Here is a 16451-nt window from a genome sequence, read left to right as displayed (position 1 = left end):
GATTCTCCTATTGTTCCAGCAGGCGGATCCCCTGACGAATCCTCTCCAGAGACTCTTCTTTTCCCAGAATGTCCATAATCTCCGTAGCCCCGCCCGGTGTGCTCTGCTTTCCCGACACCGCCGTCCGAAGCGGCCACATCACATAGCCGATCTTCTTTTCTATACTTTCTGCATAAGCTTTCAATGTTGCAAACAAAGCGTCGTTCTCAAAGGATTCCTGTTTCTCCAGAATGGGAAGGACTTCCCGCAGTACCTCCAGGGAATTTTCTTCATTCGTCTTCATTTTCTTATGGCAGTACATCGCCGTATCATATTCCGGAAGCTGCTGGAAAAAGTCGATCTGCTCACAGATATCCGGCAGGATCTCGATCCTCGTCTTGACCAGAGCTGCGATCTTTTCCAGATCGTAAGGCTTTTTAATCACTTTTTCCAGATAGGGCGCCGCCATCCGGAAGAAGGTATCAAAGTCCATTGCTTTCAGGTATTCTCCGTTCATCCATTTCAGCTTTGTCATATCAAATACAGAGGGAGACTTGTTCATATGATGGTAGTCAAACTCCCTGACCAGCTCTTCCAGCGAGAAGATCTCCTGATTGCCGGAAGGACACCAGCCCAGAAGCGCCACATAATTCACCACTGCGTCCTTCACAAATCCCTGTTGGATCAAATCCTCGTAGGAGGAATGTCCGCACCGCTTACTCAGCTTCTTGTGATTCTCATCCGTGATCAAAGGACAGTGCACATAGACCGGTACTTCCCATCCGAAAGCTTCATAGATTTTATTGTATTTGGGTGCTGAGGAAAGGTATTCATTTCCTCGTACCACATGGGTAATGCCCATTAAATGATCATCGATCACGTTGGCAAAATTGTAGGTGGGATATCCGTCTGATTTGATCAGAATCAGATCCTCCATCTCCTTGTTGGGAACAGAAATCGATCCGTAAATATCATCCTGGAATGTGGTAATTCCCTCTGTAGGCATATTAAACCGGATCACATAGGGCTTCCCTTCCGCCAGATTCTTTTCGATCTCCTCCTGGGATAAGTGCAGGCAATGTTTGTCGTACACAACGATCTCCGTCCCATTCTCGCTGGATACCTGGCTTCTTAAAGATTCCAGCCTCTCCTTGTCACAAAAACAATAATAGGCGTCTCCCTGCCGGATCAGCTGTTTTGCATATTGCAGATACAGACCGGATCTGTTCCGTTCACTCTGTACATAGGGGCCTACTCCTCCATCCTTATCCGGACCTTCATCGTGTACCAGTCCCGTCTCTTCCAGTGTGCGGTAGATGATCTCCAGCGCCCCGTCCACAAACCGTTCCTGGTCTGTGTCCTCGATCCTCAGCATAAAGTCTCCTCCCTCATGCTTCGCGATCAGATAGGCATACAGCGCCGTTCTCAGGTTCCCTACATGCATCCGGCCTGTGGGGCTGGGTGCAAATCTTGTTCTTACCTTACTCATTTCCAGTTTCCTTCTTTCTTTCCTTAATATGTTCATTGTAACACAAATGCTTTCTGTCTATCAACAATCAGCCCTGTTTCTTCCGGATCCGCTTTTCCTTCCAGTAAGACCAGGAAAACAGATCTCTCGGAACGGAGACCACTAGTACAATACCCAAAACGATCCCAAAGGCGATCTTGACAGACTCCATTCCCTGAGCCGCCGCTCGCGCAAAATGATTGGTCACGAAATAATAGGCGGTAAAATAGATCCCGGCCCCCGGCACCAGCGGAAAAATACCGGATACCAGAAAAATCGTAATGGGACACTTCATCCGGACCGTCAGCATCCTGGAAAACAGTACCACCACCAGTGCGCCCAAAAAGGCCGACACTCCCGCCGATACCCGCATGTTGGCCGTGTGGTACACGATCCATCCCAGCATTCCCGTAAGTCCGCAGCTGACATAATATTTTTTTGGCACCTGAAACATGACCGCATATCCGATGGTTCCAAAGAAGGGGCAGATCAGGCTGGTTATCACTTCTTTGATCATAGTCCCATCCCTCCCATCATCTTGCTGTATGCACTCAGCGTGATTCCAACGCCTACGGCGATGTATACAAACACGAGAAGTGCGTCGATCATCCGTACAGTCCCCGCCAGAAAATCACTGTCGGCAATCTCCCGGATGGCATTGACAAAGGCAAGCCCCGGCACCAGCGGCATGATAGCCCCGATGATCATTCCCTCCAGCCGGATGGGAAAAGGCAATGGAATCTGTCCGGCCAAAAGCGCCAGCGTAGTGATGATCATTCCTCCCGCAATGTTGGTGATAATCTTTGAGATCCGGTGTTTTCTGGAAAAAAGCACCCACACATATAATAGCGCTCCGATCCCCCCTGCAATGAGACTTTCCACCTGGCTGGCTCCCAGCAGATAACCAAAAAATCCGCTTCCCATCCCTGCCGCCAAAATCTGAAAATAGCTTTTCTTCGGCGGCATCCTGTCGATCTCCTTCAGGATCTCCACAGCCTGAAACAGCTCTATCTCCCCTGCCTCGATCCTTCTGGAAAGAGAATTGACCTCTGTCACGATCCCCAGATGGGGAGAAGATAAAGGCACCTGCTGCACCTTCGTATAGGTTTGGTTCATTCCATCCTCCGCACTGACGAAGATCGCATGACTTAATGTGAAAATTTCTACCGTTTCTACGTCAAAATGCCTGCAGATCCGGGTAATGGTTTCTTCCACCCGGAAGATCTCCGCTCCATTTTTCAAAAGGATCCTGCCTGCTTCCATGGCCATGTCCACAACCTTTTTGACGTCGATCTGGGAATCCAGCATCCGTTTCAGATAGGTGGCATCCGTTTCCATATGGGAATTGACAAAGCCGCAGGCCTTGTAGAATTCAATCCCTTCCTCCCCACAGGAAAACCCATACAGGGTATCAAACCGCCTGCTGCATTCCCTGCATAAAAACTGCAGCAGTTTTTTTCCATAGCCTCTTCTTCTCTCTTCCGGTCTGACCACCAGGCAACGGATACTGGCCTTTCGGTTTTTCAGGGGAAGGAGCAACGCGACTGCTTTCACCCCTTCCTCTTCCAAAACATAGATTTCTTCCGTTCCGCCCTTTTTCTCCGCTTTTTGAAGAGCCTCTGCCGGAAACTCTCTTTCTTTTACTTCTTTCAGGAAGTCCTCCTGTTCCATTTTTTCTCTGTTTGCTAACTGTACTATCTGCATCGTTTCTCTCCTAACCGCCTCATTATAGCAAATTTCTTTTCCCCCTTCCACCGTCTGTTTTTATTTTATCAATAGTTGATCCCGATTTCCCCTTCTTCATACGGAGCGGCTTTAGGCTTATAGGTCAAAACGTGTTGATCTATAACTCCGGCTTTATGCCTTTTGCACAGATTCCTGGCCGGCCCACGCAAAATAAAAAACAAAGCCACCGCAGGTGAAGCTCTTCTTTCCTGTCCGCAATGGCTCTGTCTCTTTTTCGCTCTTTTGTTTTTGTCGTCTCCGTCTGTTTTATCTTTTTTCCGCGCTTTCGCCCGGGACATTCCGCCATTTCCGTTTTCTTCCCGGGTTTCCCCTGTTGTCCCCTAAAAGTCCAGTAGCCCTTCCAAAGACTTTTCATCGATCCGTTCGATCTGTATCATCGGATAAAAATGCTCAAAGTCCTCTCTGGTGCAAAGCAGGGTTCCCGGTTTTATCAGAGAGCCCTGTGCGGCCGCCACCCCATAGCGAAGCATCTGTGACAGCTCTTTTCCGTCTTCTATGGCAGAACAAAGTCCTGCTACAAGGGAATCTCCTGCCCCCTGTGTGCTCTTAACGTCCAATGTATTGGGACGGCAGAAATAAATTTCCTCCTGATCCAGGATCAAAGCGCCTTTCTCTCCCATGGACAGGCATATGACTTTTACTCCACTTTGCAGGATTTCCCTGCACACCTTCAACAGCTCTCCCATGCCCTTTTTCTCCAGATGGAAGGCCGTGACCAGCTCAAAAAAATTGGGCTTTATCAGGTACGGCTTTTCTTTGATCCCCCGAAGCAGCAGCTCCCCTTCCGCATCCAGAATACATTTTACCCCATGGCAGTTGGCGTACCGGATGACGGAAGCATATACGTCCGTTTCCACGCCGCACGGCACAGAGCCTGTGATCACCAATACGTCCAGCTTTGGAATCTGTTGGTACAGCTTTTCCAAAAACTCTTTTACATGCGAGGGAGAAAGGTAATCTCCTCTCTGATTCAGTTCTGTTGTGATCCGGTCCCTGCTGTTTCGGATCTTGATATTTTCTCTTAAATTTCCCGGAACCAGAATGCTTTCATACGAAATCCCCTGTTCTTTTAATTGTTTCCGGAACAGTTCGCTTCCGTTTTCAAATTCAATTCCGAAGCTGCGCACTTCCCGGCCCAGCTGCGTCAGGGCGATCGATACGTTGATCCCCTTTCCCGAAGCGTCCACCCGGACTTCATTGGTCCGGTTCAGCCCTCCGTAGTGAAATCCATCAATGGTAATGGTCTTGTCCATACATGGATTCAAAGTCATTGTTCCTATCACACTGTTTCCTCCCGATGCTTTTCTGCGTGCCCTACGATCCAGTCGGCCATGGTCTGAAAAATAAGATAGACGGAGGTCGCTCCTGCATCCTGGAAGCCTTTTGCCTTGTCCTTGTAGTACCTTGCCCTTCCAAAGGCTGCTACACATTCTTTTGTGTACTCCATTCCCGCCTCTGCCGCCTTGGCGACCTTTTGAAAGCCTTCTTCCAAAGGCAGATCCAAAGCCTCTTTCATCGCTCCGGCCGCCGGGATCAATGCATCCATCATAGTCTTATCGCCTATTCCGGCTTTTCCCCGCCTGGTCAGCGCTTCTGCAGATTTTTGGAACAGGCATGCAAAGTCTTCCATCGTAAATTGTTTCTTCTCTTCCATTCCCACAAGTCCGCTGACAAACATGGTTCCAAAAAGAACGCCCGACGCTCCGCCCATCACTTTCAGAAGCGTATATCCGATCTCCCGGAACACCTGATTAACCGTGTCATACCTTCCGGCGGAAAGAACTTTTTCCACCTGTAAAAATCCAATCTTCATGCCGATTCCGTGGTCTCCGTCTCCTACTCGATTATCGATCTCCGTCAAGTATGGTTCCATATCGATCATGCGTCTACTTACTGCACAAAACATCTGTCTTACTTCATTGCTATCTATTGCCGTCATAATCTTCACCCGTATGCTTATTCTCTGTGATATCTGTCAATCTCCGCCGGATGCAGGAAATATGGCTTTAACTCCTCATCCAGCGCCAGTACTGTGACAGAAAATCCTCCTGTCTCCTGCGGACAAAAAATATCTGCCTGCTCTATCCGGAACACCGGGATCTGACGATGGCGCAGCCATTTGCTTACCTGCTGCACCACGATCAAAAGCTCCAGCCGGCTGCTTCCTCCCAGACCGCTGATCAGTACTGCCAGTTCTTCCCCTTTTTTCAGCTTGAGATCCTCCATCAGGGTTTCCAGCATATACTCTGTCATCGCGGAAGCTGCCGGAAGCTTTTCCCGCCTGATTCCCGGTTCTCCGTTAAAACCCATGCCATATTCCACATATCCGTCCGGAAGATCCGCCATGGGAATCCCGTTGGAAGGCATCACTCCGGCAGAGGTTGTCACCGTCATCGTCCTTGTGCGGTCGATGGCTTTTTGCGTGATCCTTTTACATTCTGCCAGATCCAGGCCTTTTTCCGAAGCCGCTCCCGCCATTTTTACCGCATAAAAAATGCCGGCGATCCCTCTTCTTCTTTCCGGTTTTTCATCACTGACAACGTCGTCATTCACAAATACACATTCTGTCTTGATCCGCTCTTTGGGATCTGTTGCCAGCAATTCTCCCACCAGTTCAAAATTCAGAAGATCTCCCATATGGTTGGTTCCTACAAACAGGATCCCCTTTTCATGATAAATCCCTTTTCCGGCCTCCAGAAGGGAAAAGGCCGGAGGCGCCATGTAGACATTTCCAGAAACGACTGCATCCGCCATTCCTTTTCCCACATATTCCAGGCACCACGGTTCGTTTCCCGCTCCGCCGCCGATCACGATGCTGACCTTGTTCCTTCCGTGTACCTTTGTCAGCGCTCCTTTGATCGGCTGTCCCGCCTCATCACAGATGGGACGGATCCTCCCCTGATTTAACACAAGATACCCCTCTACCATATCCTCTAATATGGTATCCGGATTTTCTATGATCTTATTCACTACAGCCTCCTGTTTCTTCTGCAAAAATCAAATGTACTTTTTTTTCATACACACTGTAATCTATCTTGGGATGTTTCCGGTCGGTGATCAGGTAGTCCACCTCTCCTTCCGGCTCTGCCACCTGAGATAAAAACGTTGAAGAAAATTTGCTGTGATCTGCGATCACAAAGACCTCTGCCGCACAATTGATCATGGCTCTTTTTACATTTCCTTCATTTAGGTTTGTGATGGAATAACCAAATTCCGGATCGATCCCGTTGACACCCATAAACACCTTGTCTGCCTTTAGTTTAGACAGCTGGCGGACGGCAAAATCTCCTATACTGGACTCTGTTTTTGGCTCCACCACTCCCCCTGTGTGGATAATGATCATATCGTGCTTTACCCGCAGAATATTCACCACGCTGAATGCGTTTGTAATAACCGTCAGCTCTTTTTTATTACCTTCTGCGATCAGCTTACAAAGCTCCTGCGTCGTGCTGGACGCATCCAGAATCAGGGTGTCGCCGTCCTCGATAAATTCATACGCCTTTTTGGCGATCGCCTGCTTTTCCTGCACATGGATGGTCGCCAGCTGTCGGATCACATAAAAGGTTTCTTCCGGCTGCAGCGCCACTGCCCCGCCATGGGTGCGCCGGAGCTTTTTCTCATTTTGCAGTTCTTCCAGGTCTCTCCGGATGGTTGCCTCTGTCAGTTCCAGTTCTTTGCTCAGTTCCGAAACCTTGACCACTTTTCGTTCATTGATGATGTTATAGATATAATTTTTTCTTTCCTCAGGTAACATACTCGTCTCCACCGCCTTTATTTATCGTGAAGTAGATTATATGTGGTGCCAGTCAAATACTTTCTTCTTTGATGCATTTGAAATATCCATGTACTGAAACTCACCTTTGCGATATACAATATACTGGTTCTTTACTCCCGTTTCCATCGCCCGGATCGCTCTGTCCGCAAATCCGGAGGCCATCAATCTGTCCCTGGCTGTCGGCGCATTTCCTCTCTGACTGAATCCTAATATACTACACTTGATATTTATATTATATCTATCCCGAATCACATCTGCAATCCTTAAACATCTATGCTTCCCGTCGCTTTCGGAAAACATCACATAAATACTTCCTGATCTTTTTTCTTCTCTTGCCTGCAGCACCTTCCGAATGATCTCTTCCTCTTCCATTGGCATTTCATCCAGAACCGCAAATTCCGCCATGCCCATCAGGTAGGTGCTCTGTGCCAGATATCCGTCATAGGCTCCCAGGGTTTCAATGAAAAACACCCTTCCGTCCAGAGATTCTCCCGTATCCATCAGTCCGTCCAGGTAGGTCGTCTGTGTATTCAAAGCCGTGTCAAATCCCAGTGTGTAGTCGCTCCCGTACACATTATTGTCTATGGTGCAGGGAATCCCGATGATATTGAGTTCCGGGAATATGCGGTGAACCGCCAGCGCCCCTTTAAAGGAGCCGTCTCCTCCCAAGACCAGCAGACCTTCTATCCGGTGCGCTCTCAGCTGCTCTGCAACCTTTTTCTGTGCCGACTCCTTTTCCAGTTCCGGAAACCTCCCTGTTTTGATGCAGGTGCCTCCTCTTTGGTACCACAAAGTCACTTCCTCCGGCGAAAGTTTTCGGCATCTGTTTTCTGCGATCCCGCGAAACCCTCCTTCAAACCCTATGATCTCATGCCCGCGTTTTTGTCCCTCCCGAATGATCTGTGCCAAACAGGGGTTCATGCCCGGGGCGTCTCCTCCGCTGGTAATGACTCCAAGCTTCATGCCTGCTCCTTCCATGCTTTGCCCGTACTTCCAAAAATCTGCATCTTTTCCTTTGCGATCGCCTTACAGGTGCGGATCACATACTTCATATAATTTCTCGGGTCAAATTCTTCCTTCGGTTCTTTTTCCACTGCTTCACGGAGAGCCCGGGAAAAGCCCGCCTTTAATTCCGTCCCGACGTTGATCTTACTCATTCCCATTTTCACACAGGTTTTAAAGTCCTCTTCCGGAACGCCGGAGCCGCCATGAAGTACCAGCGGACAGTCTGTCAGTTCTACGATCTTTCCCAGTCTGTCAAAATCTATTTTAGGCTCTTTTTTATAAAATCCATGACAGGTCCCGATGGCAACCGCAAGTGCGTCGATCCCTGTACGTCCCACAAAATCCGGAACGTCTTCCGGTCTGGTATATCCGGATACATCGTCTTCCGCTTCGATCTGTTCTTCTTTTCCCCCCACTGTTCCCAGCTCGGATTCCACAGAGCATCCATAGGGTCTTGCAAATTCCACCACCTCTTTTGTCACCCGGATATTATCCTCGTAATCCAGCTTCGACGCATCTATCATAACAGAGGTAAATCCGGCACGCACCGCATCCTTGATCAGCTCCACATCCGTTGCATGATCCAGATGCAGGCACACCGGAACAGGAGCCTTTTCTGCCAGTTCCTTCACCATCTCTGCCGCATGCTTTAATCCCATATATTTTACCGCGCCCATAGAAGCCATCAGAATAACCGGTGCATTCTCTTCCACCGCAGCTTCCACGATTCCCTTTGCATCCTCATAGTCGTTATAGTTAAAAGCGCCTACTCCGTATCCTTCTGTCCTTGTTTTCGATAAGATTTCCTTCAAAGTCACTAACATATAATCTCCTTCCCACTTACGAAAGTGTTTCTTCTTTTATCAGATAATAAGCTCCATAAAGTACTACCCTGTCATTCATGCGAGAATAACGGATCATATCTTCTTTCATATTTACAAATCCCCGGCTTTTCAGCGTGCGGACCATCGCATCGTGAAAAAATGCCTTTGCTTTTGTCACGCCTCCTCCCAGCACGACGGCCGAAGGATCAAACAGCCGCAGAATGTTTCCGATTCCGATCCCCAGATATTCTCCTTCCTTTCGGTAAAGTTCCAGGGCAAAAAAGTCCCCTTTCTCTGCCGCTTCCAAAATATCTTTTCCTGTAATTTCCCGCTCTTCTTCCATTGCCAGCCTGTACAGGATGCTGTCCTTGTGCCGTCGGATCTGACTGTTCGCCCGCCTGTTCAGAGCCGTCCCTGATGCATATAATTCAAAGCATCCTTTTGCTCCGCAGGGGCACTGTCTTCCTTCTGTTTCCACACACATATGCCCGATTTCCATCGCTCCGTCTTTTGCCCCATGATAGATCGTTCCATCTACTACCAATCCGCCGCCGCAGCCTGTACTGACAGTCATATAGAAAACCGCTTCCTCTCCTTTGGCCTCTCCGCATCTTTGTTCAGCCAGAGCTCCCAAATTTCCGTCATTGTCCAGACAGATCGGTACCGGAAAATCTTCCTGAAGCCTCTTTATCAGCGGAAAATTTCTCCATCGCATCATAGGGGCGTGCAGGATCACTCCCGTCTTCCGATCCAGCGGCCCCGGACATCCCACTCCGATTCCCAGAACATCTGAGATTTCTATCTGAAAACGACGGAGCAGATGATCCACCACTCCTTTTGTGTTTTGGTACACGGCCTCTTCTCCGTCAAAAGTTTTCGAGGGGGTGACGTACACATAATCCTCTGCGATCGTTCCACCCTGTAAAAAAACGGCCCCCGACGTCTTTGTTCCTCCTATATCCAACGCAATATAATACTTTTTCATGATTCCAGCCTCACCCCGCTTCCCTGCCTCGCTCTGCTTCCTAGTGTTTGTTCGTCTTTCCCTGCTGTGCCATATCCAGAACTACCGCCATCAGGATGATCGCTCCGATCACCACCTTCTGCCAATAGGAATTGATCTGCATCAGATTCATTCCGTTGTTGATCACTGCGATCACCGCCGCTCCAAACATGGCTCTTCCCACAGATCCGCTTCCTCCGGCCAATGAGGTTCCTCCCAGCACGGTCGATGCGATTGCATACATTTCATAAGCTTCTCCTCCTGCCGGTTGCCCGTTTTGAAGCTTGGACGCCATGGCGATTCCGCCAAGCGCTGCCGTTATTCCACATAGAACATGGCAGATAAATGTAATCTTGGGTACGCTGATTCCACTTAAGTGCGCAACATTTGCGTTACTCCCGCACGCATAAACATGGCGTCCAAACACTGTTTTCGACAACAGTATATGCATGATCACCACGATCACTGCTGTGAAGATTACGATAACCGGAATGATCCCATTGGGGGAATTTTCTGTTTTTATGATGCGTCCGGCTCCCAGAAACGCAAAACTGTTGGGAAGTCCGTAAACAGGCTGTCCGTCTGACACAATATAAGCCGCTCCTCTTGCAATGGAGAGCATGGCGAGCGTTGCGATCATGGGAACCACTTTAAATTTTGCGATCATGATCCCGTTGATCGCTCCAATAACCGTTCCCACCGCCAATCCTGATACCAGTAAGAGAAGAACGCCTTCCACCACATTCATGTTTGGGAAAAAATGCAGTCCGATCCACGCAGAAAGGACTCCGGAAAGTCCGACCACACTTCCTACCGAAATATCAATCCCGCCCAGGATGATGACATACACCAGTCCGGACGCCAGAAGCGCATTGATACACATTTGCGATAAAATGTTCGTAATGTTTTTCACTGTAAAAAACACCGGTGATGCCAGTCCAAATCCAATACAAAGCAAAACCAACACGACGATTACAATATTCTGGTTCAGCCATTTTTTAACACTCATAGTCTTTCGTCCTCTCTTCCTTACTCCTTCTCACTGGTGATACTTGCCATATGAATCACTCTTTGTTCTGTCGCTTCCTCTCTGGACAGTTCTCCGCTGATCCTTCCTTCCCGCATCACGATAATCCTGTCAGATACTCCCAGGATTTCCGGCATTTCGGAAGAAATCATGATGATCGCCCCGCCTTGTTCCACAAAGTCATTCATCAGCGTATAGAATTCCGACCTTGCATTGACATCGATCCCTCTTGTAGGTTCATCCAGTATCAGAATCTTGGAATCCGCAACCAGCCATTTTGCCAGTATGACCTTCTGTTGATTCCCTCCCGACAAGGTTCCTACCACCGTATCGATGCCCGGCGCTTTGATCTTTAATTTTTCCATATATTGCCTGCTGGATGTGACCTCCCATGCCTTGTTCAGAAATCCCAGCTTTTTTCGGTGCCTTGTCAGGCTGGGCAGAACGATATTCTCCCGGATCTTTTTCTTGAGGAGAAGTCCCGTCCGTCTTCTGTCTTCCGTCACCAGTCCGATCTTACTTCGGATGGCCTCCTTCGGCGTCCGAAACAGCACCTCTTTCCCCTCCAGATAGACCTTTCCTTCCTCATATCCGGTGGCTCCGAAGATCGCTTCCATCACTTCCGTTCTTCCGGCTCCTACCAGTCCTGAAAATCCTACGATTTCTCCCGCATACGCACAAAAGGAAATCTCTGAGAACACTCCCTGTTTAGACAGATTTTCCACACGGAGCATTTCTTTTCCTCTCTTATGCTCTTTTTTGTGGTAGTAATCGCCTATTTCCCTTCCTACCATCCGTGAAACGATCTCTTTTTCGGTTACTTCCTTCACCTGCATGGTGTCTACCTTGCAGCCGTCTCTCAGGACGGTAACACGGTGTCCGATCTCTGTGATCTCTTTCATCCTGTGTGTGATATATACAACAGATACATTTTTCTCGATCAGTTTTTTGATCTGGATAAACAAAGACTGTATCTCATGCTCTGAAAGTGACGAGGTAGGCTCGTCCATGATCACGATCCTGGCCTGCTTGGAAATTACTTTTGCAATTTCGATCATTTGCTGCTGGGCGGCGTTTAAATGTCCTGCCAGCATATCCGCCTGCATATCTACATTCATCTCGTCCAGAATTGCCTGTGCATCCCGGTTCATTTTCTTCCTGTCCAGCATTCCGTTCTTCCTTCTGGGCTCGCAGCCCAGATAGATATTTTCCGCCACAGTCAGATGATTTGCTACGCTCAGCTCCTGGTGGATCACCAGAATTCCCAGATCAATGGCTTCCTTTGGCGCCTTGAACGACAGTTTTTCTCCCTGATAGATCAATTCTCCGTCCGTTGGGGTGTACACTCCCGACATGATCTTGATCAATGTAGATTTTCCCGCACCATTTTCTCCAACCAATGCATGAACCTCTCCCGGATAAAAATCAATACTGACCTCTGTCAACGCTTTTACTCCCGGGAAGCTTTTACTGATTTGCTTTACTTGAAAAATCGGCTTCATATCCCTATCCCTTCACAAGTTCAGGCGGACACAAACTGCCCGCCTGCTCCTTTTTGTCCTTATCTGGCTTTTGCCTGCTGTAGATGTCTCCTATTTTTCGCTTACATTACTTGCATCAATAACATACGGAGCAATGTAAATCGTTTTTTCTTTCACTTTTCCGGTGCTCAGATACTGATGCATCTGTTCTACGATCTGTTTTCCGATTTCCTTCGGATTCTGTGCGATTTCAGACACCCACCATTTTCCGTTTCCTTCTTTATCGGCAATCGCTTCTTTTGCTTCCGGATTTCCGTCAAATCCGATGATCTTACAGTCGGATCCTGCAGCCTTGATCGCCGCAAGCGCTCCTGTTGCAGCCGGATCTCCCACACAGAACACTGCCGCCATATCCGGATGTGCTGTCAGCATGTTTTCCATGATCTCCTGCGCTTTGTTGGCATCTCCTTCGTAGTTGTTGTCATAGACTACTTTACGGTCCTCTTTTTCCAGCACTTCCAATGCTCCGTTTTGACGATCCAGACAGGAAGAAGCTGTCGGATAACAGATAATTCCTACTGTATCTCCATCTTTGGAATATTTCAGCAGTTCCTGTCCGCCCAGTCTTCCGCCTTCCAGATTGTCTGTTCCTACAAAGCACTGGATCGCTTCTGAATCCGTCGTACAGTCAAAGGTAAACATCTTTACGCCTTCTTTGTCTGCATTCTCAATGGCCGGTTTTACCCCTGCCGCATCATTACAGGAAAGAGCCACTGCGTCACAGCCCTGCGTTACAAAATCCTGGATCCTGTCGGATGCGATATTGGGATCCAGTTCTGCGTCTGTAACGGTTGCATCCATTCCCAGTTCTTTTGCCTGCTCCTCAATCCCGTCGCGGATCTGCTGATAAAACACATGTTCAAAGGAACCTACCACAAACCCTGCTTTAAACGCTTCCTCTTTCTTTTCTCCTTCCTTCTTTGTCTCTTTCTGCCCTGCACAGCCTGCGATCATCACGCATACCATGGCTGCCGTCAACAGTCCTGCTACGATTTTCTTTTTCATTCACTTTTCCTCCTCTTAGGTAGTTTTGATGAAGTTATATTATCGTTTTTATTCTTTTTAGTCAACATTTTTAGTTTATTTATTATCGTTTATTATCGTTTTTGTTTGTTTGCACAAAATCACCCTTCTATTCTTGTGTACAATGCCATCTCTTGGTGATATTTCTTTCCGTCATTTTTCCTCCCTCCAGGCTTTTTAGGCTTTCGAAATTTCCAAAAGGGGGCACAAAAAAAGAATGCCCAAACATCTGAATGCTTCCATTCAGAGTGCTTGGACACCCTTTTTATGACAGACAAGATCCTGCCGTTTGTTTTAATTAATATACCCTGCTTTTTTCAGCTCTTCCGCTGCTTTTTCCAGGTTCTGTGCAGATACCAGGATGATCGGTCCGGTACAGCCCATTCCGCTTTCCGCATAGATCCCCAGCTTCCACAGCGTCTTTACGCCATCCTCCAGATCCATGATCTCAATACCGGCAATCTGTTCTGTGACCACCTCTTTGGGCGGTGCCGCTACTTCCTCTGCTGCAGCCGGCTTCTCTGCTCCTTTTCTTGCAGCAAGGATCTCTGTCAGGCCGGCCTTCTTGGCTGCGGCAAACTCTTTCTTTGCCACCTCAAACACCTTTCCTCTGACCAGTTCTGCCGCATAGCGGATCGCTCCTGCGATCAGAGGCGCGCCGGATGCTCTGGAAATGATCATTACCAGCTGCTCATAGCCTTCTCCGATACCTGGGCCATATCCATATCCGGCAGCTTCGTAGCTTCCGCCTGTCGTGTAGGAAGAAAGCATCTTGATCAGGATATTTCCTGACAGGGAATCGCACACCATTACATCCGCCGATCCCTGAAGCACATCATTTCCCCGCATGACACAGCCGCCGTCACTTCTTGCAGACTCTGCAAAGCTGATAGCATATCCGTTGTCTCTTAACTGCTTCAATGCGATCTCGGTCTGCCTTGCTCCATCCACGTTCAGGATCCCTACCGTCGGATCCTGTTTGCCGCAGGCCTTTGCAGCAATGATTCCATAGATCGCATTTTTGATCATACCTTCAATACGATCTGCACTGGAAGTACCGGTAGTGGTCGCCACAAACATCTCTCTTCCCTTTGCAGGCGTGATCGCTCTTCCTACCGTCGATACCCCGATAGGGAAGGGGAAATGCATGGTAACGGCTCCGTCCACCTCTTTGTTTTTCAGGAGCTCCTCCATTTTCTTGTGGCCTTCTTCTTCATCCTTCACGGTTACGGTGATCACACCCTCCGCTTCCAGGGTACCGATGTAATATACCTCGATCCCTTCTTTTGCTGCCATCACGGCAGCTTCCATTGCGTTTTCTTCTCCATGCTCGCTTCCCATCCCTGTCAGGGCGATCCTGGGCTTTTTGCCAAAGCTTCCGGTCTCCAGTCCCTGTGCCATCTCCATGAATGTGGATGCGATCATCTGCTCTATCTTATTTGCCATCGTCACCACCCCTTACTCTGCCATAAGAGTAGCAGCAAACTCTTTCATTGCCTTTGCGATCAGTCCTTTTACCTCTTCTTCGGAAACCCCTGCCGTCTCTTCCGTTGCTCCCTCATTTTTCTGGATCACGAAGGATACTCCGTCAAACAGGTTGGTCATACGTCCCAGGAACAGACTTCCTTTTCCGATAATCATGGCGTTTTTGATCTTATCTGCCAGAATATCATCACATGCAAACCCGATGTAAGGCACACCGGAAGGAATATGTCCCTGCGTAGGCGCCCATCCGGTCAGACCATGCTTTTCCGTAAAGGATGCCAGCTCTTTTCTGTCGATGTCGCCGCGTTTTACCGCCAGGGCTGCGATCATCTTGTAATTTGCCATCGGAACGTCCCCTGCTCCTGCCGGCTTGGTGATATCCGGGTTCTGCATCTCCGGCGAATATTTATCGATGTCCGTGATCTTCATTCCTACCCGCTCCAGTGGCTCAGAAACCAGACTTCCGATTACCGCCTGCGGTGCGCTTCCTGTTCCTACGCAGTGACGTCCCAGAATATTCAGATTGATCTCCGGGCTCACTCCATCGTTTTCTGTAATGACTACGGCAAATCCTCCCAGACAATCCTCCAGAATAGGAAGCCCCTTCTTCAGATGATCTTTTCCATTCATGCCAAGTTTCGCCGTGCATCCTCCGGATGTTACTACAACCGTCTTGTATGCTCCGGATTTTACCAAAGCCGCCGCTTCGATCACCGCATGGGTCGGCGCTGCACAGAATCCTCTTGCATCGGAACCAGTAGCGTTTACCAGCCCTGCGATCTCGGCTGCCGCTTTTGCAAAGTTGCCGCCGCCTCTCTGGTTCATATCTCCGCAGGCTTCCTCTGCACAGTCCACCACGTAGTCTACATCCTCTTTGCTGATCCCTGCATTTTTCACTGCGTGAAGCAGAGCCAGTACGCTGGAAGCCTTGCTCATCAGATTCTCGTGCATAACGTGGGAGGAAAGGTTTACGTCGATATCGTGCGCTCTTTTTACGCATCCTACCAACTTTCCGTCATGGTACAGACCTTCCGCATGTTCTTCCGTTACAAACTTTTCGATTTCAGAAAGCTCTGCGCCCTCGTGGATCTTTTCCACAATATCCTGGGAAATCACAGGATTGGCAGCAAAAGCCTCTTTGTGTTCTGCTACAAATTCTTTATCCAGTCTTACGACTTCAAACATGTCACAAGCCTGCACCAGCAGTAAAAATTCCTCTTGTGGCATGATCTCTCCATATTTACCATAGCGTTTTGCATCTTCTTTTTTCTTGTCAAACCACGGAAACTCTACCGCAGCAAGCTCTTCCGGATGAGCGTTCCCAATATAGGTCTGATTCGGCCAGTAAGTAAGCGCCTCCTCGTAGGTACGAAGATGGTTGGGTACTTCTTTTAAATAGTCGGACTCCGGATTTACGATCTTTTCCGTCGTCTGTGTCGTTCCATTATATAACACCATATCCGGTGTATGCACTAAAACATAACTTGCTCCCTTAATTACGCTATTCATTCTTGGTTTTCCACCTTTCTTATTTTC

At 48.6% G+C, this 16451-nt stretch carries 15 protein-coding genes; all 15 read right to left on the bottom strand.

All coding sequences use genetic code 11. The features are described from left to right. Positions 1-7: 7 nt before the first annotated feature. The 15 genes from gltX to grdC all read right to left on the bottom strand — a co-directional run bounded on the left by gltX (position 8) and on the right by grdC (position 16424). Positions 8-1468: a glutamate--tRNA ligase gene (gene gltX, locus SOW26_RS09125; RefSeq protein WP_320652274.1), complete on the bottom strand. Its 1461-nt coding sequence runs from the start codon at positions 1466-1468 to the stop codon at positions 8-10. A gap of 67 nt (positions 1469-1535) precedes the next feature. Continuing rightward, positions 1536-2003: a threonine/serine exporter family protein gene (locus tag SOW26_RS09120; protein ID WP_154478624.1), complete on the bottom strand. Its 468-nt coding sequence runs from the start codon at positions 2001-2003 to the stop codon at positions 1536-1538. Continuing rightward, the gene (locus SOW26_RS09115; RefSeq protein ID WP_276959475.1) at positions 2000-3190 is read right to left on the bottom strand and encodes a GNAT family N-acetyltransferase; all 1191 of its coding nucleotides are present in this window, start codon (positions 3188-3190) and stop codon (positions 2000-2002) included. Before SOW26_RS09115 ends, SOW26_RS09120 begins: the two co-directional genes overlap by 4 nt. Before the next feature lie 362 nt (positions 3191-3552). Continuing rightward, the gene (locus SOW26_RS09110; protein ID WP_320652273.1) at positions 3553-4515 is read right to left on the bottom strand and encodes a 1-phosphofructokinase family hexose kinase; all 963 of its coding nucleotides are present in this window, start codon (positions 4513-4515) and stop codon (positions 3553-3555) included. Next, positions 4512-5171, bottom strand: a complete 660-nt coding sequence (gene dhaL, locus SOW26_RS09105; protein ID WP_154478620.1) for a dihydroxyacetone kinase subunit DhaL — start codon at positions 5169-5171, stop codon at positions 4512-4514. The genes SOW26_RS09110 and dhaL overlap by 4 nt, the downstream gene beginning before the upstream one ends. Positions 5172-5188: 17 nt before the next feature. After that, a complete protein-coding gene (locus tag SOW26_RS09100) occupies positions 5189-6202 on the bottom strand; it encodes a dihydroxyacetone kinase subunit DhaK (protein ID WP_276959477.1) in 1014 nt (337 codons plus the stop codon). Then, entirely contained in the window at positions 6195-6986 is a 792-nt protein-coding gene (locus SOW26_RS09095; protein WP_276959479.1) for a DeoR/GlpR family DNA-binding transcription regulator, read from the bottom strand. The genes SOW26_RS09100 and SOW26_RS09095 overlap by 8 nt, the downstream gene beginning before the upstream one ends. Positions 6987-7022: 36 nt before the next feature. Continuing rightward, positions 7023-7970, bottom strand: a complete 948-nt coding sequence (locus SOW26_RS09090) for a 6-phosphofructokinase (protein ID WP_276959481.1) — start codon at positions 7968-7970, stop codon at positions 7023-7025. Continuing rightward, positions 7967-8836: a class II fructose-bisphosphate aldolase gene (locus SOW26_RS09085; RefSeq protein WP_276959483.1), complete on the bottom strand. Its 870-nt coding sequence runs from the start codon at positions 8834-8836 to the stop codon at positions 7967-7969. The genes SOW26_RS09090 and SOW26_RS09085 overlap by 4 nt, the downstream gene beginning before the upstream one ends. A 16-nt stretch (positions 8837-8852) precedes the next feature. Beyond that, positions 8853-9821 carry an ROK family protein gene (locus SOW26_RS09080; RefSeq protein ID WP_276959485.1) on the bottom strand — a complete coding sequence of 323 codons (969 nt, stop codon included), beginning with the start codon at positions 9819-9821 and terminating at the stop codon, positions 8853-8855. Positions 9822-9861: 40 nt separating this feature from the next. After that, complete coding sequence (locus SOW26_RS09075) at positions 9862-10848, bottom strand: ABC transporter permease (RefSeq protein ID WP_154478610.1); 987 nt, start codon at positions 10846-10848, stop codon at positions 9862-9864. Positions 10849-10868: 20 nt separating this feature from the next. Beyond that, entirely contained in the window at positions 10869-12368 is a 1500-nt protein-coding gene (locus tag SOW26_RS09070) for a sugar ABC transporter ATP-binding protein (RefSeq protein ID WP_276959487.1), read from the bottom strand. Between the two features lie 90 nt (positions 12369-12458). Continuing rightward, the gene (locus tag SOW26_RS09065; RefSeq protein WP_154478606.1) at positions 12459-13412 is read right to left on the bottom strand and encodes a substrate-binding domain-containing protein; all 954 of its coding nucleotides are present in this window, start codon (positions 13410-13412) and stop codon (positions 12459-12461) included. Between the two features lie 312 nt (positions 13413-13724). Beyond that, positions 13725-14876: a glycine/sarcosine/betaine reductase complex component C subunit alpha gene (gene grdD / locus SOW26_RS09060; RefSeq protein WP_276959489.1), complete on the bottom strand. Its 1152-nt coding sequence runs from the start codon at positions 14874-14876 to the stop codon at positions 13725-13727. A 12-nt stretch (positions 14877-14888) separates the two neighbouring features. Beyond that, a complete protein-coding gene (gene grdC / locus SOW26_RS09055) occupies positions 14889-16424 on the bottom strand; it encodes a glycine/sarcosine/betaine reductase complex component C subunit beta (protein WP_154478602.1) in 1536 nt (511 codons plus the stop codon). Positions 16425-16451: the final 27 nt, after the last annotated feature.

Source organism: Suipraeoptans intestinalis (assembly GCF_034091795.1).
Lineage (GTDB): Bacteria > Bacillota > Clostridia > Lachnospirales > Lachnospiraceae > Suipraeoptans > Suipraeoptans intestinalis.
This window is presented reverse-complemented; position numbering and strand designations above follow the sequence as displayed.

Bases quoted from the DNA above. Each gene is read 5' to 3' on its own strand.
- gltX (WP_320652274.1), bottom strand. From the start codon at position 1,468: ATGAGTAAGGTAAGAACAAGATTTGCACCCAGCCCCACAGGCCGGATG.
- SOW26_RS09120 (WP_154478624.1), bottom strand. From the start codon at position 2,003: ATGATCAAAGAAGTGATAACCAGCCTGATCTGCCCCTTCTTTGGAACC.
- SOW26_RS09115 (WP_276959475.1), bottom strand. From the start codon at position 3,190: ATGCAGATAGTACAGTTAGCAAACAGAGAAAAAATGGAACAGGAGGAC.
- dhaL (WP_154478620.1), bottom strand. From the start codon at position 5,171: ATGACGGCAATAGATAGCAATGAAGTAAGACAGATGTTTTGTGCAGTA.
- SOW26_RS09095 (WP_276959479.1), bottom strand. From the start codon at position 6,986: ATGTTACCTGAGGAAAGAAAAAATTATATCTATAACATCATCAATGAA.
- SOW26_RS09090 (WP_276959481.1), bottom strand. From the start codon at position 7,970: ATGAAGCTTGGAGTCATTACCAGCGGAGGAGACGCCCCGGGCATGAAC.
- SOW26_RS09085 (WP_276959483.1), bottom strand. From the start codon at position 8,836: ATGTTAGTGACTTTGAAGGAAATCTTATCGAAAACAAGGACAGAAGGA.
- SOW26_RS09080 (WP_276959485.1), bottom strand. From the start codon at position 9,821: ATGAAAAAGTATTATATTGCGTTGGATATAGGAGGAACAAAGACGTCG.
- SOW26_RS09075 (WP_154478610.1), bottom strand. From the start codon at position 10,848: ATGAGTGTTAAAAAATGGCTGAACCAGAATATTGTAATCGTCGTGTTG.
- SOW26_RS09070 (WP_276959487.1), bottom strand. From the start codon at position 12,368: ATGAAGCCGATTTTTCAAGTAAAGCAAATCAGTAAAAGCTTCCCGGGA.
- SOW26_RS09065 (WP_154478606.1), bottom strand. From the start codon at position 13,412: ATGAAAAAGAAAATCGTAGCAGGACTGTTGACGGCAGCCATGGTATGC.
- grdD (WP_276959489.1), bottom strand. From the start codon at position 14,876: ATGGCAAATAAGATAGAGCAGATGATCGCATCCACATTCATGGAGATG.
- grdC (WP_154478602.1), bottom strand. From the start codon at position 16,424: ATGAATAGCGTAATTAAGGGAGCAAGTTATGTTTTAGTGCATACACCG.